This window comes from Janthinobacterium sp. EB271-G4-3-2 (assembly GCF_020858035.1).
GTDB classification, from domain to species: Bacteria; Pseudomonadota; Gammaproteobacteria; order Burkholderiales; family Burkholderiaceae_D; genus Janthinobacterium; species Janthinobacterium aestuarii.
Window position 1 is genome coordinate 189719 of sequence record NZ_JACYMG010000006.1, and the last position, 19464, is coordinate 209182.

At 63.9% G+C, this 19464-nt stretch carries 18 protein-coding genes and 1 tRNA gene; 4 read left to right on the forward strand and 15 right to left on the reverse strand.

The window, feature by feature from the left end; translation table 11 throughout:
• Position 1: 1 nt before the first annotated feature.
• Positions 2-78 (reverse strand) — tRNA-Arg (locus tag IGS55_RS14860).
• Between the two features lie 425 nt (positions 79-503).
• On the opposite strand from IGS55_RS14860, the gene IGS55_RS14865 reads away from it, so the two are divergent.
• Positions 504-3011 carry a hybrid sensor histidine kinase/response regulator gene (locus IGS55_RS14865; RefSeq protein ID WP_230516288.1) on the forward strand — a complete coding sequence of 836 codons (2508 nt, stop codon included), beginning with the start codon at positions 504-506 and terminating at the stop codon, positions 3009-3011.
• 305 nt (positions 3012-3316) lie between these two features.
• On the forward strand, positions 3317-4306 hold the full coding sequence (locus tag IGS55_RS14870) for a GGDEF domain-containing response regulator (RefSeq protein WP_230516289.1): 990 nt from the start codon (positions 3317-3319) through the stop codon (positions 4304-4306).
• A 73-nt stretch (positions 4307-4379) separates the two neighbouring features.
• Here IGS55_RS14870 and IGS55_RS14875 read toward each other — a convergent pair whose 3' ends face one another.
• Positions 4380-4775, reverse strand: a complete 396-nt coding sequence (locus IGS55_RS14875; RefSeq protein ID WP_230516290.1) for a hypothetical protein — start codon at positions 4773-4775, stop codon at positions 4380-4382.
• Between the two features lie 284 nt (positions 4776-5059).
• On the opposite strand from IGS55_RS14875, the gene IGS55_RS14880 reads away from it, so the two are divergent.
• Together IGS55_RS14880 and IGS55_RS14885 are read left to right on the forward strand one after the other, a co-directional pair.
• Positions 5060-5773 (forward strand): sensor histidine kinase, encoded by a 714-nt coding sequence (locus tag IGS55_RS14880; protein WP_230516291.1) that lies wholly within the window; start codon positions 5060-5062, stop codon positions 5771-5773.
• Between the two features lie 77 nt (positions 5774-5850).
• On the forward strand, positions 5851-6366 hold the full coding sequence (locus IGS55_RS14885) for a DUF6265 family protein (protein ID WP_230516292.1): 516 nt from the start codon (positions 5851-5853) through the stop codon (positions 6364-6366).
• A gap of 51 nt (positions 6367-6417) precedes the next feature.
• Here IGS55_RS14885 and IGS55_RS14890 read toward each other — a convergent pair whose 3' ends face one another.
• From IGS55_RS14890 to alr, 13 genes are all read right to left on the reverse strand, one after another.
• The gene (locus IGS55_RS14890; RefSeq protein WP_230516293.1) at positions 6418-6912 is read right to left on the reverse strand and encodes a hypothetical protein; all 495 of its coding nucleotides are present in this window, start codon (positions 6910-6912) and stop codon (positions 6418-6420) included.
• A 165-nt stretch (positions 6913-7077) separates the two neighbouring features.
• On the reverse strand, positions 7078-8376 hold the full coding sequence (locus IGS55_RS14895) for an NAD(P)/FAD-dependent oxidoreductase (RefSeq protein ID WP_230516294.1): 1299 nt from the start codon (positions 8374-8376) through the stop codon (positions 7078-7080).
• A 15-nt stretch (positions 8377-8391) separates the two neighbouring features.
• Entirely contained in the window at positions 8392-8883 is a 492-nt protein-coding gene (locus tag IGS55_RS14900) for a hypothetical protein (protein ID WP_230516295.1), read from the reverse strand.
• A gap of 90 nt (positions 8884-8973) precedes the next feature.
• Entirely contained in the window at positions 8974-9708 is a 735-nt protein-coding gene (locus IGS55_RS14905) for a transporter (protein ID WP_230516296.1), read from the reverse strand.
• Between the two features lie 107 nt (positions 9709-9815).
• On the reverse strand, positions 9816-11471 hold the full coding sequence (locus IGS55_RS27975) for a methyl-accepting chemotaxis protein (RefSeq protein WP_329958123.1): 1656 nt from the start codon (positions 11469-11471) through the stop codon (positions 9816-9818).
• 180 nt (positions 11472-11651) lie between these two features.
• Entirely contained in the window at positions 11652-13034 is a 1383-nt protein-coding gene (locus tag IGS55_RS14920) for a multicopper oxidase family protein (protein WP_139089755.1), read from the reverse strand.
• A gap of 2 nt (positions 13035-13036) precedes the next feature.
• On the reverse strand, positions 13037-14410 hold the full coding sequence (locus tag IGS55_RS14925) for a TolC family protein (RefSeq protein ID WP_230516297.1): 1374 nt from the start codon (positions 14408-14410) through the stop codon (positions 13037-13039).
• A complete protein-coding gene (locus tag IGS55_RS14930; protein ID WP_230516298.1) occupies positions 14397-14747 on the reverse strand; it encodes a hypothetical protein in 351 nt (116 codons plus the stop codon). The genes IGS55_RS14925 and IGS55_RS14930 overlap by 14 nt, the downstream gene beginning before the upstream one ends.
• A 120-nt stretch (positions 14748-14867) precedes the next feature.
• Positions 14868-15284, reverse strand: coding sequence for a hypothetical protein (locus IGS55_RS14935; protein WP_230516299.1), 417 nt, complete (start codon positions 15282-15284; stop codon positions 14868-14870).
• 41 nt (positions 15285-15325) lie between these two features.
• Complete coding sequence (locus IGS55_RS14940; protein ID WP_230516300.1) at positions 15326-15862, reverse strand: hypothetical protein; 537 nt, start codon at positions 15860-15862, stop codon at positions 15326-15328.
• 111 nt (positions 15863-15973) lie between these two features.
• Entirely contained in the window at positions 15974-17548 is a 1575-nt protein-coding gene (locus tag IGS55_RS14945) for a sensor domain-containing diguanylate cyclase (protein WP_230516301.1), read from the reverse strand.
• 143 nt (positions 17549-17691) lie between these two features.
• Positions 17692-18249: an NADPH-dependent FMN reductase gene (locus tag IGS55_RS14950; RefSeq protein WP_230516302.1), complete on the reverse strand. Its 558-nt coding sequence runs from the start codon at positions 18247-18249 to the stop codon at positions 17692-17694.
• 88 nt (positions 18250-18337) lie between these two features.
• Complete coding sequence (gene alr / locus IGS55_RS14955) at positions 18338-19453, reverse strand: alanine racemase (protein WP_230516303.1); 1116 nt, start codon at positions 19451-19453, stop codon at positions 18338-18340.
• Positions 19454-19464 lie beyond the last annotated feature (11 nt).

A 19464-nucleotide genomic window follows, 5' to 3' on the forward strand; every position in this document is an offset into this window, starting at 1 on the left:
CTGGTGCGGCTGGCAGGAATTGAACCCACGACCCCTTGGTTCGTAGCCAAGTACTCTATCCAGCTGAGCTACAGCCGCGCAGGCAAACATTATAGCGTATTCATTTCGCTTTGAAAAGTTCGATTTTTCAATCGCTTAGCTGATTTTGCAGAATACCGCCCCGCTCCATCGACTACCTTTTCACTGCCAAAAAGCGCACGCCTTTTTATCGGTGGACACTTCTGCTTTCACAGTGGCGCCCAGCGAATCGAGAAGTTGCTGTCTCGAAAGAAGCGGGATTATAGGGACTGCTTTCCAGCCTGTCCAGTGCTATCTGCAGGCGGCGCGCAAGCGTGCGGTGGCGGCGCGCCGCTTGGGGCTACAATACCAGCCAGACAGGGGCGTTTGTGCCTCCCCTAATGCATGACGGCGGGCATTGAGCATCATGACCTATTTAACTGAGCTTAGCGGCGGCCCGGCGGGGCAAGAGCCCGTGCGGCAGACTTACTGTTGCAGGATTTCCGATGGCCAAACATGACCGCGAGCAAGACCTGCTGCCCCCATCAGCGCCGCTGAGCCTCTCCGACGAGCGCCTGTCCAACTTACTGGAAAGTATTACCGACGGCTTTTGCCTGCTCGACCGCGACTGGACCATCCGCTATATCAATACGCGCGGCGCCGCCATGCTGGCGCCGCAGCACGCGCCTGGCGCCAGCCTGACGGGCAAGAACCTGTGGCAAGCCTGCCCCGACCTGCTGGGTACGGAACTGGAAACGCAGTACCGGCGCGCCATGGCGCAGCAGCACAGCTGCGGTTTCGAACTGCTGTATCCGCCGCTGGGGCGCTGGCTGGAAGTGCGCATCTTCCCTTCCAGCGACGGCCTGACCACGTATATCCAGGACATCAGCCAGCGCAAGGCGGCCGAGGAAAACTTGCGCCACAGCGAGGAAGACTTGCGCGCGCTGGCCAATTCCATCCCGCAACTGGCCTGGATCGCCAGCTTCGACGGCACCATTGCCTGGTACAACCAGCGCTGGCACGACTACACGGGCACCACTGCCGAGAAGATGGCGGGCGACGGCTGGAGCATCGCCTATGACGCGCAGCACCTGCCACCCATGCTGCAAGCGTGGAAGGCCGCCTTGCGCGATGGCACGCCCTTCGAAATGGAGTTCCCCATCCGTGGCGCAGACGGCCAGTACCGCTGGTTCCTGACGCGCGCCAATCCCGTGCGCGACCAGGGCGGCCAGTTGCTGCGCTGGTTTGGCACGAGCACCGACGTCGACCAGGTCAAGCGCGCGCAGGAAGCCTTGCGCGATGAAACGCGCGTGCTCGAGTTGCTCAACAATACGGGCGCGGCCCTGGCCAGCACCCTCGATTTGCCTGCCCTGCTGCAGGAAACCGTCGATGCGGCCACGCGCATCAGCGGCGCGCGCTTCGGCGCCTTTTATTATGACGATGCGGACGAGGTCCACGACAGCGCCGCTCCCCTGTCATCGGCACGCGCCGTCAACGGCATCAGCCTGCGCGAGGCCGACGCCATCGCCACGGAACTGCGCCAGGGACCGGCCATGCGCCAGAACGACTTGCTGGCCGCGCCCGACGCCAGCGCCGGCGCCGCGCCGCCGCTGCGCAGCTGCCTGAGCCTGCCCGTCAGTTCGCGCTCGGGCCTGTTGCTGGGGCGCTTGCTGCTCGGCCATCCGCAAGCGGGCATGTTCAGCGCGCGCAGCGAGCGCATCGTCTCGGCCATCGCGGCCCAGGCCGCCGTCGCGCTCGACAATACGCGCCTGTACGCGGCCGCCACGCGCGCCGCCGAAGAGCGCAAGGTGCTGCTCGACAGCGAACGCGAGGCGCGCGCCGACGCCGAACGCACGAACCAGCTGAAAGACGATTTTCTCACCACCCTGTCGCACGAACTGCGCACGCCGCTGTCGGCTATCCTGGGCTGGGCCCAGGTGCTGCGGCGCGGCACGCGCGACCAGGCCGACCTGCACCGGGGCCTGCAAAGCATCGAACGCAATGCGCGCGCGCAGGCGCAACTGATCGAAGACTTGCTCGACATGAGCCGCATCACCTCGGACAAGGTGCTGCTGGACCTGCAAACCATCGTGCCCGCCAGCATCATCGCCTCGGCCATCGAAACCCTGCGCCCGGCGGCCGACGCCAAGCACATCGCCATCCACAGCAACATCGCCAGCGATGCGGGCACCATCACGGGCGATCCCAGCCGTATCCAGCAAGTGATCTGGAACCTGCTGTCGAATGCCCTGAAGTTCACGCCGCAAGGGGGACGGGTCGAGATCGGCGTGCGCCGCGAGGCGAGCCGCCTGGCCATCACGGTGGCCGACAACGGCGTCGGCATCAAGAAAGACTTCCTGCCTCACGTGTTCGACCGCTTCCGCCAGGCCGACGCCTCCACCACGCGCCGGCATGGCGGCCTGGGGCTGGGGCTGGCGATCGTCAAGCACCTGGTGGAGCAGCATGGCGGCACGGTCACGGTCAGCAGCGCCGGCGACATGCAGGGCGCCAGCTTTACCGTGCGCCTGCCGCTGGGGACGCGGGCCGCGCCGGCGCGCCCGAAAGGCGGCGAGCTGTCCGCCAGCCACGACTTGCGCGGCGTTACGGTGCTGCTGGTCGATGACGAGGCCGATGCGCGCGAACTGACGGCGCGCATCCTGCGCGACAGCCACGCCGAAGTGCATGGCGCCGGCAGCGTGGCGCAAGCACTGCAACTGCTGGACCAGGTGCGCCCGCATGTGCTGGTCAGCGACATCGGCATGCCCGACGCCGACGGTTTCGACTTGCTGGCGCAAATCCGCGCGCATGCGCCCCCCCATGCGGCCAACCTGCCCGCCCTGGCGCTGACGGCGTTCGCGCAACCGCAGGACCGCCAGCGGGCGCTGGCCAGCGGCTTCCAGGCCTGGGTCTCGAAACCGCTCGACCCGGCAGAGCTGCTGGCGGCCGTGGCGCAGCTGGCCGCGTCGCGCGTCAGCACCGGCGCCCGTGAACAGGGACGCAATACACGGCCCTAAAAAGATGATGCAAAGAAATACATAGTGCAGTACAAAATGACTATTTTCATGGGTTAGCCTTCCTACTTTCAGACGCGGCACTGTCCTACAAGCAACTAAGCGAAAGTTTGCTACACTGAAATGCAGAAGCACACCTGCACGGCAGGCTGGAGACGGCGGCCTTGGCCGGCTAGAACGGCATAAGCGAACTCAAGCGCTGTTGTGCGCCCTATCTTGTTGCAAGGCGCTACTATCTTTCCACTGCCGTCAGCCCATCAGCTGCGGTAGAAGCCAGCGTTGCATAGACCGTATAACCGAGACCTTACATGCCCAGCCAAGATGAGATTTTGAAAGCCAAAATTTTGGTCGTCGATGATTCACCCGACAATGTTGACCTGATGCTGGAAATCCTGCGCGATGCAGGCTATACCAATGTCACGGCCACCATGCGTCCGGCCCAGGTTTGCCCCCTGCACCGGGAGCATTGCTACGACCTGATCTTGCTGGATCTGCAAATGCCGGAACTCAATGGTTTCCAAGTCATGAAAGGCTTGAAGGAAATCGAGCATGGCGGCTACCTGCCCGTGCTGGCCCTGACGGCACAACCGAGTTTCAAGATCGCCGCCCTGGAAGCGGGCGCGCGCGACTTCATCAGCAAGCCCTTCGACCTGATGGAAGTGCACAAGCGCATCCACAACATGCTGGAAGTGCGCCTGCTGTACAAGGAACTGGCGCAATACAGCAAGCAGCAGCAGGAACTGGCATTGCACGATCCGCTGACGGGCTTGCCGAACCGGCGCCTGCTGGAAGACCGCATCGAGCATACCTTGCAACAATCGGCCCGCAGCCGCGGCAAGTCGGCCATCCTGTACCTGGACCTGGACGGCTTCAAGACCATCAACGACAGTTACGGCCACGGCTATGGCGATGAAATCCTGAAAATGGTGGCGGCCCGCCTGGTGGGCGCCTCGCGCAAGGAAGACACGGTGGCGCGCATCGGCGGCGACGAATTCGTCATCGTGCTGGGCAACCTGGCCGGCAAGGGCGACGCGCGCGAACCGGCCGCCAAGCTGATCGAAGTCATTTCCGAGCCGTATTTCATCAACGACCTGACCCTGCGCTTGTCGACCAGCATCGGCATCGCCATCTACCCGGACGACGCCAGCACCGTCGACTCGTTGCTGGGCGCGGCCGACACGGCCCTGTACGAAGCCAAGCGCGCCGGCAAGAACCGCTTTTGCTGCATCCCGCACGAGGTGATCGCCGCGCAGACGCAGGTGAACATGCAAAAAAACAACATCCCGTCGATCGCCTGAGTTTCTTACCGCACAGCACGCAAAAAAACCGGCAAGCCTTCATGGCCAGCCGGTTTTTTTATGCGCAGGATGCTTATTTCTTGCCAGCGGCCACTTCTTGCTGGCCTGCGTGCTGGTGGTCCGTTTGCGCATTGACCGTTTCGGGCGGCACTTCGATGCGCGTGATGCCGGCATCGACGGAAATCGGATCGCTGGCGGGGAAGGTCATTTCCACGGCGTCGTCGAGCAGTTCTTCCTTGGCCCGCTCTTCCCCGCTCATGCCCTCTTCATCGGCCAGGATGGCCAGTGCGCTGGCCCATTTGACGAAATTGAGGTTGGCCAGTTCGCGCACGGTGTGCACGCCAAACGCTTGCTGCAAGGCCTTGGCATCTTTCGGGCTGACGCCGCGCAGGGCGCTGATGGGCGCATTGACGATGTCGCGGAAGCTTTTGTCGGCGTATTCCTGGTCGACGATGGTATCGATATTCATGGCATATCCTTTCGTTTCGGTAAGCGGGCTTGTGCTGCATGGAGAAAATGCATGACACCACTATGGCAGCGTGCGGCGCCCCGGTATGTGCGCAGCCGTACGTAACGGCAGGAACGGCACCTGCTGGCGCAAACGATAATATTGCCAATAATATAAAAATGATGGAAGGAGATCAAAATTGCCGAAAAGACAGAAATTTTCCATCCATGCGCCCCGCGATGAAATCCTCATGTATGATCCACAACTTGAATTTGGTCCTCACCTTTCACCATTCACGGGGCGCTATGTCCGCACAAACAGATCCGAACAAGGAAACGGCCCAGGCCGATGCGGAACGCGCCGCCGATCTCAGCGAGTTGCTCGGCCATGTCAACACCAGTTGGGACAATGAACGGCGCGCCCTGTCGCGCCAGCTGCACGACAGCCTCGGCTCGTCGCTGACGGCCCTGACCATGCACTTGTCGCTGCTGACGCAAAAGATGCCGCAGGAAGCGGCCCTGCTCGACCGTGCGGCGACCATGAAGCAATTGCTGCTCAATGTGATCGAGACCAACCGCCAAATGCAGATGAAGCTGTGGAACGACAAGCTCGAATTTCTCGGCGTGAATGTGGCGCTGGGCGAGTTGGCCGCGCAATTTGCCGAACAGCACAAAATCACCGTGCGCTGCAGCCTGCCCGAAGATGAACTGATTTGCCCGCGCAACGTGGGCGTGGCCCTGCTGCGCACCCTGGAAGAAGCGCTCGGCAACATCGCCGCGCATGCGCAGGCAAGCGAAGTGGACATCATCATCGACGACAATGACGAAGCGCTGATGATGACCGTCAAGGATGACGGCGTGGGCTTGCCAGCCAGCGAGCCCGTCGAAATGAGCAAGCACGGCCTGCGCTCCGTGCGCGAGCGCGTACATTACCTCGGTGGCAGCCTGAGCCTGGCGGCCAATCCGCAAGGCGGCACGGCCCTGACCGTCGTCTTGCCCCGTGTGGCTCCGAAAGAATAGTCTTTGCCAGGCCGCATCAAGCCAGAACACTGCCGCGGCACCCCGGACCGCAGAACGATTCGACGACAGGAGACCGCATGCAAGGACTGATCCCCACCCTGCTGGCAGCGCTGCTGGCCATGGGCACCGCCCAGGCCGCCGACAATACCGTGCCGCCGCCGGAAACCGTGGACAAGCTGGCCTGGCTGGCCGGCTGCTGGAACGTCGACGGCGCCGAGCCCGGTTCCGGAGAACAATGGAGCACGGCTGCCGGCGGCACCATCCTCGGCACCAGCCGCACCGTCAAGGGCGGCAAGACGACAGCGTTTGAATTCGTGCAGATCCGCCTCACCGAGCCGGGCCAGCTGGCCTACATCGTGCAGCCGTCGGGCCAGCCGCCCGTGATCTTCAACCTGCTGCGCCAGGACAAGCCGAATGAATTCATCTTCGCCAACCTGGACAATGACTTTCCTAGCCGCATCATCTACCGCCACGACAGCGAGCGCATCTTGCACGCCAGCATTACCGGCACCTTGAAGGGCAAGCTCACCACCATAGCCTTCCCCATGACGCGGGGCCGCTGCGAAGCGGCGCCAATTCCGCGCAGCAAATAACAACCGGCGTCAAGGCGGGAACCAGGGCCGCATCTTGCGGCCCTTTTTGCGTCAAGGCTGCAAGCGAACGCCCGCACCCGCAGGAGGAGGCATGGTGAAGGCGGCGGCCATGCCCAGCCAGCCAGCGAACCAGGCAATGAAGGCCGCCACGTGGCCATACTCCCAGCGTGCACGCAGGCGCGCATAGGCTGCGGCGAACTCCGCCTGACTCACGTCGGCGCTACTCCCCCACTCCCCATTGACGGGGGCGACAAGGAAAGCCCACAGCAGCAAGGAGGCAAGCAGTGCGGCTGCCGACGCGGCCAGCAGGCGGCCCTGGGGCAGGCGCCTGGAGCGAAAAGCCAGCACGGCCACGGTCACCATGGCGGCCATTTGCACGGCGCCCCCTACCGGGCCAAACAGGGCATACAGCGTGCTTGTCACCTGCGCATACAACGCTGGCGGATACGCCAGCTTGACGGGCAGTTCCAGCAGATGGGCGGCACCCGGCGCGAGCCCCAGGGCCGCCAGGGTCAGCGCGATGACTTGCAGTAAGCGTGATGGCATGCCTGCCTCCCCTCATCAAGCTGTCCGCTCATGGCGCGTGTGCTTGCCCTTGTTATGACAGCGGGACGGCGCTGCGGTTCCCGGCCAACGCCACTCGCGTAATGCGTACGCTGCCATAAAAAACGGGGCCTTGCGGCCCCGTTGGATTTCCTTACTTACCGCACATCAATGCAGCTTGACCTGCGGCGAGCTGCGCTTGATCAGGAAACGGCCCATGGCCATGACGGCCGTGCGCACGGTGCCCAGCACGGCATTGTGGTGCATCAGGTGCAGGCTCACATACATCATGCGCGCGACAAAGCCTTCGACGAACCAGCTCAGACCCTTCAGCGATCCCATCAGGGTGCCGACGGAGGTGGTGCGGCCAAACGACACGAGCGAACCGTAGTCCAGGTATTCGTACGGTTTCGTTTGCGGCGGCTTGCCCTTCGCTTGCAGCAGGAAGGTTTTCAGCAGGTAATCGGCTTGCTGGTGGGCAGCCTGGGCGCGCGGCGGCACCAGCTTGCCGTCCGGCCCCGTGCAGGCGGCGCAGTCACCCAGCGCGAAAATATTCGCATGGCCCTGCACGTTGAGCATGCCCGTCACTTCCAGCTGGCCGGAACGGTTGGTCGGCAAGCCCAAAGTGGCGAGGAATTCCGGCGCGCGAATGCCGGCGGCCCACACGCAGATGTCGGCCGCATAACTGGTGCCGCTGGCCACCGTCACCTTGTCGGCTTCGATCATGGTGACGCGCGTCTCGGTCACCACGGTGATGCCATGCTGGTGCAGCAGTTTCGAGGCGGCGATCGAGACGCGCTCGGGCAGCGGTGCCAAAATGCGCGGCGCCCCTTCGAGCAGGGTGATGCGCACATCCTTGATGGCGTTGAGATTCTGAAAACCATACGCGGCATACACGCCGCTCGCTTCGCGCAATTCGGCCGCCAGCTCCACACCCGTGGCGCCGCCGCCGATGATGACGATGTCGACACCGGGATGGCCCGCGTCGCCCTGGCGCTGCTCGGCCATGGCCAGCAGTTTCAGCAGGGTCAAGCGGAAACGTTCCGCGTCTTCCGTGGCATTCAGGGAAATCGTGTTTTCCTTGGCGCCGGGCACGCCGAAGTAATTCGAGGTGCTGCCCACGGCCAGCACCAGCTGGTCATAGCTGACCTGGCGCTGCGGCAAGAGCTGCTCGTCCTTGTCGGTGGCGATGGCGCCCACGGTGAGGCTGTTCGACGCGGCGTCGAGCGCGATCAAGGGACCATAGACATAGGTAAAACCATTGTCATGCGCCAGCATCTGGTACGACAGGCCCTCTTGATGAATGTCCAGGGTGCCGGCCGCCACTTCATGCAGCGACGGTTTCCAGATGTGGTACAGGCGGCTGTCGACCAGGGTGACCTGGCCGGGGCCGAGCTTACGGCTGAGTTTGCAGGCCAGCTCCAGGCCGCCCGCACCTCCCCCTACGATAACGATTTTACTATGCAAATATCCTCCTGCCTGTTAATCCTTGTGCCCGTTGCCGTTGCCGCGGCCATTGCCATGGCCCTTGCCCGGCTTGTCATCATGCTTGTCGCGCTTGCCTTCATGCTTGTCGCGCTTGTCATCATGCTGGTAGTCGTGACGGCCGCGGTCGCCGTAATCGGGACGGCCATGGTCGCCATGCTGCTGGCGGTAACGGGGCACATATTGGTTGTTGTACCAACTATCTTGGACGAAATATACCTCTTGGTTGCAGGCATTATACTTGCGGCAGTGCTTGGACCAGTGCTTGGCATGGCCAGGCGGCACGCGCAGGTAGATCGGACGGGCCGAATAGTATTGCGGGCGCTGCACGATGACGGGCTGGGCATAGATCAATTGCGGCGCGGGATAGTCGCCGATATCGAGGCGTCCGTAAAAGCCTGGCTGGCCGACGGTAACGGAGACGCCGACCTGGGCGACGGCGGCGGTAGCTGCCGACAGCAAGGCGGCAGCAAGAATCAGGGTTTTCATGGTGACACTCCTTTTAGTTATGCCGTCATTGTAGACCTTGTGTGACTAACTGTTTGTTCGCAAGGACACATAAGGAACTCCGTCGCAATCTCACCACAGTTTGCCCAAGGGCACGACCACACCGCTGAACAGCGACCAGTCCGGCGACGACGCCGTCAAGCCGCGCGCCATGCCGATGTCAATGGCCAGCCGCGGCGTGGGACTGTAGGTGGCGGCCAGCAGCAGCTGCGCCGTGGCCGGCGCGCCGCGCAGGCGCGTGCCCGACACTTCCGCCGTGGCGCCCCAGTGCTCGCTGACGGATGTGGAAAAGGAAGTCGCCCAGCCCGTTTGCACCCTGCCGGTATCCGGGTCGGACGCCCCCAGGCGCGTGGCGTTCAGGTTGGCATCCACGTGCACGGCGCCCAGGTCGCGGCTGAAAATACCGTTCAGCGACACGTCGCTCTTGCCGCTGCCGATGCTGTCCTTGGCTGTGGGCAACTTCCAGCCCAGCTCCAGGCCCAGCGCCGTGGCGCTGTCGAGCAAAAAGGCCCGCTTGAGCACGACCGTCGTGTCGCCCACGCCTGTTTCGCGCCGCCCCGTGTCGTCGCGCGCACGCACAATACCCTCGCCTTCGAGCAGCATGCCCCATTCGGGCGTGAACGCCAGTTTGAACGTGTACGGCAGGCTGGCGCGGCGCGTGTCGTCCGTTTTCGACAGCAGGCCGCCGGCCTCGAATTCCAGCTGGCCCGGCACGGGCAGCTGGGCCGGACTGGCGACAGAAGGCCGGTAAGGCAGGACGGGATCGCCCTGCTGCGCCTGCGCCAGCGGCGCCAGGGACAGCAGCAAGAATAAGCAAAGCAAGCGGGGAGACGGCATGAAAGATCCGGAAGTGGCAAACGCGCAATAGCGACAGCCTACCACCGCCGCGCCGATTGCGCCCGGGCCCGCCGTTGTCAGGCCAGGCGCCGCACGTCCTGCCTGACGGCCGGCGCTGACCGGCGCAGCGGCGTGACGTTGCTGGCCGCCGCCACGGCGATGCCTTCGGCCTGGGCATGCAGGCGGAAGACGCCCACCAGTTCCGTCAAGGTCTGCGCCTGGTCTTGCAGCGATTCGGCGGCCGCCGCCGCCTCTTCCACGAGGGCCGCGTTTTGCTGCGTCACCTGGTCCATCTGCAGCACAGCCTGGTTGACTTGCTCGATGCCGGCGCTCTGCTCGGCGCTGGCGGCCGTGATTTCCTGCATGATGTCGGCCACCTGGCGCACGCTGGCGACCACCTCATCCATCGTCTTGCCCGCATCATGCACGAGTCTGGAACCGATTTCCACCTGCTCGACGGAGTCGCCGATCAGGGTCTTGATTTCCTTGGCGGCACTGGCAGAGCGTTGCGCCAGGTTGCGCACTTCGGCCGCGACGACGGCGAAACCGCGCCCCTCCTCGCCCGCCCTGGCCGCTTCCACGGCCGCGTTCAAGGCCAGGATATTCGTCTGGAAGGCGATGCTGTCGATGACGCTGATGATGTCGACGATCTTGCGCGAAGACGCATTGATCGATTCCATCGTCTGCACCACCCGCCCCACCACGGCGCCGCCCTTGCCGGCCACGTCGGATGCGGCGCCGGCCAGCGCATTGGCCTGGCGCGCATTGTCCGCGTTCTGCCGCACGGCCGACGTCAGCTGCTCCATCGACGACGCCGTCTCTTCCAGCGAACTGGCCTGCTCTTCCGTACGGGACGACAAGTCGAGGTTGCCCTGGGCGATTTCGCCCGAGGCCGTGTTGATGGTGTCCGTGCCCGAGCGCACCTGGCTGACGATGCCCACGAGCTTGTCGCGCATGGTTTTCATGGCAAACAGCAGGCTGGCACTGTCGTGGCCGGCCGTGCGGATCTCGACGGTGAGGTCGCCCTCGGCGATGGCGCCGGCGATCTTGACGGCATACGCCGGTTCGCCGCCCAGTTGACGCGTCAGCCCGCGCGTGATCAGCGCCCCCAGCGCCAGCCCGGCCGCCACGCTGCCCAGCACGAGCGCGATCATGAAGCTGCGGCTGGCCTGGTACACGCCCGATGCCTGCTCGGAAGCGGCCTTGGCGCGCTCTTCCTTCTGCAGCGACAGTTTATCGAGCACGCCGTCGAGTTCGTCAGCATGGTGGCGCGTCTTGTTGAGCAGTTCGACCAGTTGTGCGCTGCGCTGCTCCAGCGGTTCGCCCGCCGCCAAGGTCAGCGCCTGCCGCATGGTGGCGACGTACTCGGCTTCGACGGCGGCGAAGCGGGCAAACAGCTCCTTGGCCGCCGGCGTGACGAACAGCGGCTGGGCCTTGGCAAGATAGGCCCTATTGGATTCGAGAAATTTTGTGATGTCGGCCTGACGCGTGGCGCGCTCCTCGGCGGTCGTGGCCAGCAAGAAATTACTGCGCGCGCGGCCCACCTTGATCAGGGCGATATTGGCTTCCTTGATGTATGACAGCCCCAGCAGCTCATTGTTGTACATCTGCCCCGCCATGGTATCGATCTTGCCCATGTTGAAAATGCCGATGCCGGCCACGATGGCCCCCATCAGCGCGACGCAAAAGAAGGCCGCGAGCAGGCGCGTCCCCACTTTCATTTGATTCAACATGTTTCCTCCTAGGCAAGACGGTAGCCAATAATTCAAGCGTATGACTTGAATATAAGGAAAAAACAGTCACTAAAATGCTCGGATTGTCACTAACCAACAATTCATTGATTTGCAGCAACATGCAAAACGGCTTGCCATGCTAGGCAAGCCGTTGCGATTGTCAGGGCCAGCTGACCATTATTAGTGGCCTGCGTGCCCACCCGGTTTGCGCACCGTCATCTCCACGCCGCTTTTTGTGACCGGCTTGCCCGCGCCCTGGCCGCGCACCGGTGCCGGCAAGGCGCCCGTCCATTCATGGGCGACGCTGCCGGCCGGGTGCTTGTACCAGCCCGGGTCGCGATAGTCGCCCGGCTTTTGATCCTTGCGTACCTTGACCGTGGTAAACATGCCGCCCATGCCGATGGCGCCGAACGGGCCGTCTCCCGCCATCATCGGCAGGGTATTGTCGGGAATCGGCATCTGCATTTCGCCCATGTCGGCCATGCCCCGTTCGCCCATCACCATGTAGCCGGGCACGAGCTGGTTGATTTTCGCGGCCACGCCCTGATGGTCGACGCCGATCATGGTCGGCACGTCATGCCCCATGGCATTCATCGTATGGTGCGACTTGTGGCAGTGGAAAGCCCAGTCACCGAGGTCCGTGGCGGTAAACTCCACGGCGCGCATCTGGCCCACGGCAATATCGGTCGTCACTTCGGGCCAGCGCGACTCGGGGCGCGTCCAGCCGCCATCCGTGCCCGTCACCTCGAATTCGTGGCCATGCATGTGGATCGGGTGGTTCGTCATGGTCAGATTGCCCACGCGCACGCGCACCTTGTCGCCCTGGCGCACGACCATCGGGTCGATGCCCGGGAAGACGCGGCTGTTGAAGGTGAACAAATTGAAATCCGTCATGGTCATGATCTTCGGCGTGTAGCTGCCCGGATCGATGTCGTAGTTGCTGAGCAAAAAGACGAAATCGCGGTCCACCTTCATGAAGTTCGGGTCTTTCGGATGCGTGACCCAGAAACCCATCATGCCCATGGCCATCTGCGTCATTTCATCGGCATGCGGGTGGTACATGAAGGTGCCGGGCCGCTTGGCAACGAATTCATAGACAAAGGTTTTACCGGGGGCGATGCCCGGCTGGGTCAGTCCCGTGACGCCATCCATGCCGTTCGGCAAGCGCTGGCCATGCCAGTGCACGCTCGTGTGTTCCGGCAATTTGTTGGTGACAAAGATGCGCACGCGGTCGCCCTCCACCACTTCGATGGTCGGCCCTGGCGACTGACCGTTGTAGCCCCACAGGTTCGCTTGCATGCCGGGTGCCAGTTCGCGCACGACGGGTTCGGCCACCAGATGGAATTCCTTGACGTTGTTGTTCATGCGCCAGGGCAAGGACCAGCCGTTGAGGGTGACGACGGGATTGTACGGACGCCCGTTCGGCGGCGGTGGCGGGGCCTTCGTGTCCGCGCCAGCCATGCTGACGGCTTCCGGCAACGATGCCGCGCCGACTCTGCTCACCGCCGCGGCACTGAGGGCGACGGCGCCCGCATTCATGAAAAAGTTTCTACGTGTAATCATCATTATTCCTTGTTGGCTGGGCCGCTGCCATTGATGGCTGACTGCAATTCGGTTTGCGCGATCCAGAAATCGCGCTGGGTTTCGATGGCGCTGTTGACGCTGGCGACCTGTTCGCGCGCGTCGGCCAGCAGCTCGAAGACGCTGGCCAGCATGCCGTTGTAGCGCAGCAATACTTCATGCGAGATCGTCTTGCGCAGCGGCACGACTTCATCGCGGTAGTGGCGCGCCAGGTCGTAGGCCGTGCGATAGCTCGAATACGCCTCGCGCACTTCCGAGCGGGCTTTGACAGCCGTGCCCGCCGTGCGCTGCAGCGACTGCTCGTACAGCGCTTGCGCCTTCGCATTGCGCGCCGAACCCCAGTCGAACAGCGGCAATTCCAGCGACACTTCATAGCCGTTCTCGCGCGGCGCCTCGCTGCTGCTCTTGTTGGTGTAGCCTACATCGAGCACATTGACGAAGCCCGTCACCTTGGACAAGCCCAGCGCATCGGCCGTCGCATGCGCGTCGAGTTTCGCTCTTTGCACATCAAGGCGCTGCTCCATCGCCTGCGCCTCGATATTGCCCGCATCCGCCGCCTGGGCCGGCAAGTCGGGCAAGCGCGACGGTAAAGTAAAGCCGGTCTGCTTGCCCCACAGGCCCAGCAAGCGCGTCAGGTGCTCGCGCGTGGCCGTGGCCTGGTGGCGGGCGCGGGCCAGGTCGCCGACGGCATCCGCATAAAATACTTGCTGGCGCGCCTGGTCGAGGCGGCTCCAGTTGCCCGCCTGCTGCAAGCGCGTGGCCAGTTCGGCGCCCGCCTCGGCCGACAGCAGCGCGCGCTGCATGAACGCTTCCGTCTGCACGGCGGCCACGGCGTTGAAGTAGGCGCGGCGCGTGTCGGACGCCAGTTGCACGGCGCTGCTGGCGGCCTGCAGCTTGGCTTGCTCGAAACGCCCCCGTTCGATGTTCACGCGCATCGGCATGGTCAGCAAGCCAGCCAGGTCGAAGCTGACGCCGCGGTCGATTTCATTACCGTGGCTGCCGTGCGAGCGGCCGAACGACAGGCCGGGATTGCGCAAGCGCCCCGCTTGCACGAAGTCCGATTCGGACGCGCCCAGCTCGGCCAGCGCCACTTTCATGCCGTGGTTGTTCATCAGGGCGATGCGCACGGCGCTGTCGGCGTCCAGGGGCTGGGCCAGCAATTGCGTCAGCTTGTCCTCGCCGCCCTTGTCCGCCAGCGCCGCCGGGGCGCCCGTGCGGGCGTCGGCCAGCGCGGAGACCGTCTGCATGCCGCCATCCTGGCTGAAGCTGGCGCAGCCGCTGAGCAGCAGGACGGCCGCCAGGGCCAGCGGCTTGAGGCCATACGAGTTCTTGAAACGCGTCATGTCAGTGTCCTTCATGCTGGTGCTGCTGATGTTGCGGGGCGGGCCTGGCATCCGGCTTGGGGCTGGGCTCAGCCATCGGCATCTTGTGCCCTTCCATCTTGTGGCCATCCATCTTGTGGCCATCCATTTTCATCATGCCCATGTGGCCGCCGGCCTTGCCGACTTTGTCGTTGACGGCGCGCCAGGTCTGGTCGGGCGTGGCATCTTCCTCGGTGGATGGACGGTAGCCGGCAAAGGCGGAGCGGTAGGTGGTGGCCGGCACGGACGCTTGCGCCTCTTGCGGGGCGGGCCGGGACTGCGCTGCGGCAGCCAGCGGCAGCACAGCCAGCGCGAGGCTGAACAGGTGTTTCATGGTATTCCTTGAATGACAGGGTATGGCGCGGCGGGCGCGCGACTGGAACGCTGGCGCGGCCGGTGCAAGGCTCAGGATGCTGGGACGTGCGACGGCGGCACCGCCAGGTTCAACGGGCGGTCAGGCGGAGCGCGTGCTTCTCGGGGGACGTTCGGGACCAGGCGGGATATGCCCGGCGAACAGGGAATCGGGCGCCAGCGCCGGAGGCGGCGCGCGCAGGGTCAAGGCGTGCAAGGCAGGCATGCCGGGCGGCGCCGTGGCGGCCACCGTACAAGCGCCATGGTTGCTGCAATCATGGCCATGGTGCGTGGCGCCGCCATCGTCCATGGCCATTTTCATCGGCTGGTCCTGCATCTGCATATCCGCCATGTCGTGGCACGGGGGCGCCTCGATTGCGGTAGCAGTGACCGTGACGGCGACCGCCAGCTCATCCACGCAGCAACTGCGCATGGCCGACGCAAAGCCCTGCAAGGGCAGCGTGACGGCTAGCAGCCAGAGCAGCGAGCGGGCGAGAAAGCGGAAAAAGGCACGGTTCATGGCACAACTATAAACCTTCCCACATGAGGAAGGTCAAGCCCCTATTTACGGACGTAGCCGTGCGTCAGCCAGATGACGTAGACGCCGTGGTAGCCCTGCCCTTCAAAGATGGCCTGGCCATCGGCAAAATGGACTTTCTGCACTTCATTAATGGTGAAATAGGCGCGGCCATCGGCCGCCTCCACGTCGCCCCAATACCGGGCACGCGGTGGACGGTAGCCGCTGGCGCGGCCGATGGCGGCCAGCAAGTCGCCGATCATGAAGTCGAGCAGCATCCCGGCCAGCAGCGGCCGGTGGCCCGCCAGCATGGCCGTGATATCGGGATAGCCCGCTTCCTTGAGCGCGGGCAAGTCGCTTTCTTCGTACTGCAGGTCGTCTTCGCGGCACGTCTGGATAAAACTGTTGAAGGGCTCGTCGAGCAGGCCCGCCAGCGCCGTTTCCGGCACGCTCAGGCGAAACGGGTGCAGCGGCAGCTCGCTGCGCTGGCCGTAGTTGAGTTCGCGGCAGCCGAGAAAGGCCAGCGGATGCGGCTGTCCATCGACTTCGCAGCGGATGCCAGGTTCTTGCTCAAACGTCATTCATCCCCCCTGCCATCCCCTTGTCCTCGTTGTATCTGATCAGGGCCACATGGTAAGCGCTGGCGGGCGAAGAGGACAGGCTCAGATGCAACAGAAAACAACGGATCAGTTTCAGGCAGGCTCCGTGATGCCCACGCAATTGCGCCCGTTTTCCTTGGCCACGTACAGGGCGGCGTCGGCGGCCAGCAGCACGGCGTCCGTATTGCCCGCCTCCTGTTCCGACGACACGACGCCCAGCGAGACCGTGATGGCGCCCGCGCCGGGAATCACGGCGGCGGCCACCCTGGCGCGCAAACGCTCGGCCACCTGCAGGGCCGCGTCGAGGTCGGCGTCGGGCAGCAGCATGATGAATTCATCGCCGCCAGTACGGCACAGCACGTCGGCATCGCGCGAACAGGCGCGCATCAGCTGTGCCAGGCGCAGGATGACGTCGTCGCCCACGGCATGGCCCCACTGGTCGTTGACTTGCTTGAAATGGTCGATATCGATGGCGATGACGGAAAACGGCCGCGCCTGCGCCTGCCAGACGTCGAGCGCCGCCGCCATGCCGCGCCGGTTCGACAGGCCCGTCAGCGGATCCGTCTGCACGTCGGTCTTCAACTTGCCGATCTTGTTCTGCAACAACGCCAAGCCCTTCAGCAGGGCTTTCTTGATTTGCGCCGCCTCCACATACCAGGCACGGATGCCGGCGATGTGCTCGGCCGTGCCGGGCGCGTCCATGCGCCGCGCGCCGTCGGCCAATTGCATCAGGGGGCGTGAAATCAGGCTGGCCAGCCACCAGATAAATGGCAGGCTCAGCAAGGCGATCGGCAGCGAATGCCATACCGTATTGGCCATCAGCTGGTTCAGCGGGGCCAGGGTCATGGCCGTGGGACGCTGCGCCACGATGCCCCAGCCCGTCGACGGCATGACGGCGTAGCCAGCCAGCATGTCCACGCCCAGGCTGTTGTTCATGCGCCGGTTGCCGCCGCCCTGCTGCGCGACGATGGCGTCGATGACTTGATTGCTGCCGGCCACGTCGCCCAGGCGCTCGGGGTCCGGGTGGTACAGCAGGCGCCGGTTCTGATCCACCACATACAGGTAGGAACCATCGCGGTAGTAATGCTGGCCCAGCATGGTGTACAGGATGTTTTTCTGTTTCAGGTAGATGCTGCCGCCCACATAGCCGAGGTAGCGGCCATCCTTGCCGACGATCGGATGCGAAACGAAGACCACCAGGTTGCCCGCCGAGGACATATACGGCTGCGTCACCAGCGGACGCCGTTCGCGCAGCGCCTGCGCGGCGCCGACGGAGTCGAGCGTGCGGTTTTTCAGGGCCAGGGTTTCAGGTGACACGCCCAGCACCTTGCCGTCCGCATTGACGATGAGCACGGAATTGAAACTGTTCGTTTGCAGGCGCAGGCGCTGCGCCTCATCCGTCAGCCAGGCGTCGTCGCCCATACGCGATGGCAAGCCGCCGGCGCTGTAGGCCAGTTGCTGGCGCGCCGACTGCAGGAAATCCTCGGCCGTGCTGGCCAGCTTGCTCGCATACGCGTGGTTCGCTTCCAGGGTCGTATCGATCAGCAACTGGCGCTGCACGCTGTAACTGGCATAAAACGTATTGGCCAGGGACACCAGGGCGCTGGCAAAGGCCACGAGCACGATCAAACGGCGCAGGTTCATGCGCAGAACAGGTTTAGTCCACATGGGGTCGGCAAGAAATTGGAAAGTATTGCGCTAAAGAAAGAGCGCATTATACCGAGACGCCCGTGCCAATATTGAAATATTGGCATCCGTGGTCAAAGAAAATGTACAAGCGGCAAAGCAGAACGCTGCCGCTTTGATTTGCATCAAGCGTGGATAGCGTGCTTGCGGACCCAGTCCACGTAGCGCTGCATCCAGCCCTGGAAGAAACCGAGGCTGGCCGGACCGATGCCGCCATCCTCGTCAAACAGGCCATCCTTGGCCTGGATAAACATCTCGGGCTGTCCCAGCAGCGGCACGTCCAGGTAGGACAGCACATTGCGCAAATGCTGCTGCGCCAGGGCCGTGCCCGTGGCACCGACGGACACGCCGAGCACTGCACCCGGCTTGCCGCCCCACACGCTCTGGCCATACGGACGCGAACCGTGGTCGAGCGCGTTTTTCAGCACGCCGGGAATCGAGCGGTTGTATTCGGGAGTGAGGAAGAGCAAGGCTTGCGATGCGGAAATGTCGGATTTGAGGCGCAGCACCTGCTCGGCCTGCGCGCCATCGTCATCCTGGTTGTACAACGGCAAGTCGCCGATTTCAATGTGCTTGAAGGAAAACTCGGGCGGCGCCAGCTTGACGATGGCGTCGGCCAGTTTGCGGTTGAAGGAATCCTTGCGCAGGCTGCCGACGATGATAGCAACGTTATATTGGCTCATATATATCCCCGATGATGGTTAAAAAGAAGCCCCGGAGTGGAGTTCACACCGGGGCTATCTTGCCACACAATCATGGGTTTCGCGCTGTTTAGCGTGCGCCAGCCAATCCCTGGTATTCGCGGTAGTAGCGCCCGCCCAGGTTGGTCAGCACCTCGTAGCCGATGGTATTGGCCATGGCCGCGACGGCGTCGACCGGGTGTTCGGCGCAGATCAGGTCGACCAGGCTGCCCGGCGCGACGCGCTCTTCGGCGATGGCGCTCACATCGAGCGTGATGGAATCCATCGAGATGGCGCCGATCTGCGGCACTTTCACGCCGTCGACGATGGCCAGGCCCTGGTTGCTCATGCTGCGCAGCCAGCCATCGGCGTAACCGACGGAAACAGTGGCCACCTGGCGCGGCTCGCTGGCCGTATAGCGGCGGCTGTAGCCCACATGATCGCCGGCGGCAATCGTGCGCGTCTGCAAGACCTTGCCTTGCAGCCGCACCACGGAGCGCAGGGGATTCGGTTCGCCGCCCTGCGGCCCGATACCGTACAGGGCAGCACCGGGGCGCACCAGGTCGAAGTGGTAATCGGGCGACAAAAAGATGCCCGAGGAATTGGCCAGGCTGGCGCGGTACTGCGGCAAACGGGCGCGGATGGCGATGAAACGGGCCAGCTGCTCGCCATTCATCGGGTTGGCGCGTTCGTCGGCGCAAGCCAGGTGGCTCATGAGGTAGCGCACCTTGATGCCGTCGAGAAAGTGCGGGTCCAGCAGCCAGGCATCGATTTCCTGCGGCGACAAACCCATGCGTGACATGCCCGTGTCGACCTGCACGATGGCGTCCAGGGCGGTGCCCAGCGCTGCTGCGTGCTGACGCCAGCCCGCCACCTGCGGTTCGCTGTTGAGCACTGGCGTCAGGCCGTGGGCCGTGAATTCGCCTTCCGTGCCGACGGGCGGGCCGTGCAGCACGAAGATGGCCGCGTCCGGCGCCACGTGCGGGCGCAGGCTGATGCCCTCCTCCAGGTGGGCGACGAAGAAATGGCGGCAACCCTCTTCATACAGGGCCGCGCCCACTTGCGCGGCGCCCAGGCCATACGCGTCGGACTTCACGACGGCTGAACAGGCGGCCGGGTGCGCCTTGTCGCGCAGCAAGCGGTAATTGGCGCGCACGGCATCGAGGTCCACCGTCAGGATGGCGCCGCTACGTTCCTTGGGAGGCATGCTGGCCCCCA

Excerpts from the sequence above, each read along its gene's own strand:
- IGS55_RS14885 (WP_230516292.1), top strand. The coding sequence starts at position 5,851 with ATGCAAGGACTGATCCCCACCCTGCTGGCAGCGCTGCTGGCCATGGGC.
- IGS55_RS14920 (WP_139089755.1), bottom strand. The coding sequence starts at position 13,034 with ATGATTACACGTAGAAACTTTTTCATGAATGCGGGCGCCGTCGCCCTC.
- IGS55_RS14880 (WP_230516291.1), top strand. The coding sequence starts at position 5,060 with ATGTCCGCACAAACAGATCCGAACAAGGAAACGGCCCAGGCCGATGCG.
- IGS55_RS27975 (WP_329958123.1), bottom strand. The coding sequence starts at position 11,471 with ATGTTGAATCAAATGAAAGTGGGGACGCGCCTGCTCGCGGCCTTCTTT.
- IGS55_RS14870 (WP_230516289.1), top strand. The coding sequence starts at position 3,317 with ATGCCCAGCCAAGATGAGATTTTGAAAGCCAAAATTTTGGTCGTCGAT.
- alr (WP_230516303.1), bottom strand. The coding sequence starts at position 19,453 with ATGCCTCCCAAGGAACGTAGCGGCGCCATCCTGACGGTGGACCTCGAT.
- IGS55_RS14900 (WP_230516295.1), bottom strand. The coding sequence starts at position 8,883 with ATGAAAACCCTGATTCTTGCTGCCGCCTTGCTGTCGGCAGCTACCGCC.
- IGS55_RS14875 (WP_230516290.1), bottom strand. The coding sequence starts at position 4,775 with ATGAATATCGATACCATCGTCGACCAGGAATACGCCGACAAAAGCTTC.
- IGS55_RS14940 (WP_230516300.1), bottom strand. The coding sequence starts at position 15,862 with ATGACGTTTGAGCAAGAACCTGGCATCCGCTGCGAAGTCGATGGACAG.
- IGS55_RS14945 (WP_230516301.1), bottom strand. The coding sequence starts at position 17,548 with ATGTGGACTAAACCTGTTCTGCGCATGAACCTGCGCCGTTTGATCGTG.
- IGS55_RS14925 (WP_230516297.1), bottom strand. The coding sequence starts at position 14,410 with ATGAAGGACACTGACATGACGCGTTTCAAGAACTCGTATGGCCTCAAG.
- IGS55_RS14950 (WP_230516302.1), bottom strand. The coding sequence starts at position 18,249 with ATGAGCCAATATAACGTTGCTATCATCGTCGGCAGCCTGCGCAAGGAT.
- IGS55_RS14930 (WP_230516298.1), bottom strand. The coding sequence starts at position 14,747 with ATGAAACACCTGTTCAGCCTCGCGCTGGCTGTGCTGCCGCTGGCTGCC.
- IGS55_RS14865 (WP_230516288.1), top strand. The coding sequence starts at position 504 with ATGGCCAAACATGACCGCGAGCAAGACCTGCTGCCCCCATCAGCGCCG.
- IGS55_RS14890 (WP_230516293.1), bottom strand. The coding sequence starts at position 6,912 with ATGCCATCACGCTTACTGCAAGTCATCGCGCTGACCCTGGCGGCCCTG.
- IGS55_RS14935 (WP_230516299.1), bottom strand. The coding sequence starts at position 15,284 with ATGAACCGTGCCTTTTTCCGCTTTCTCGCCCGCTCGCTGCTCTGGCTG.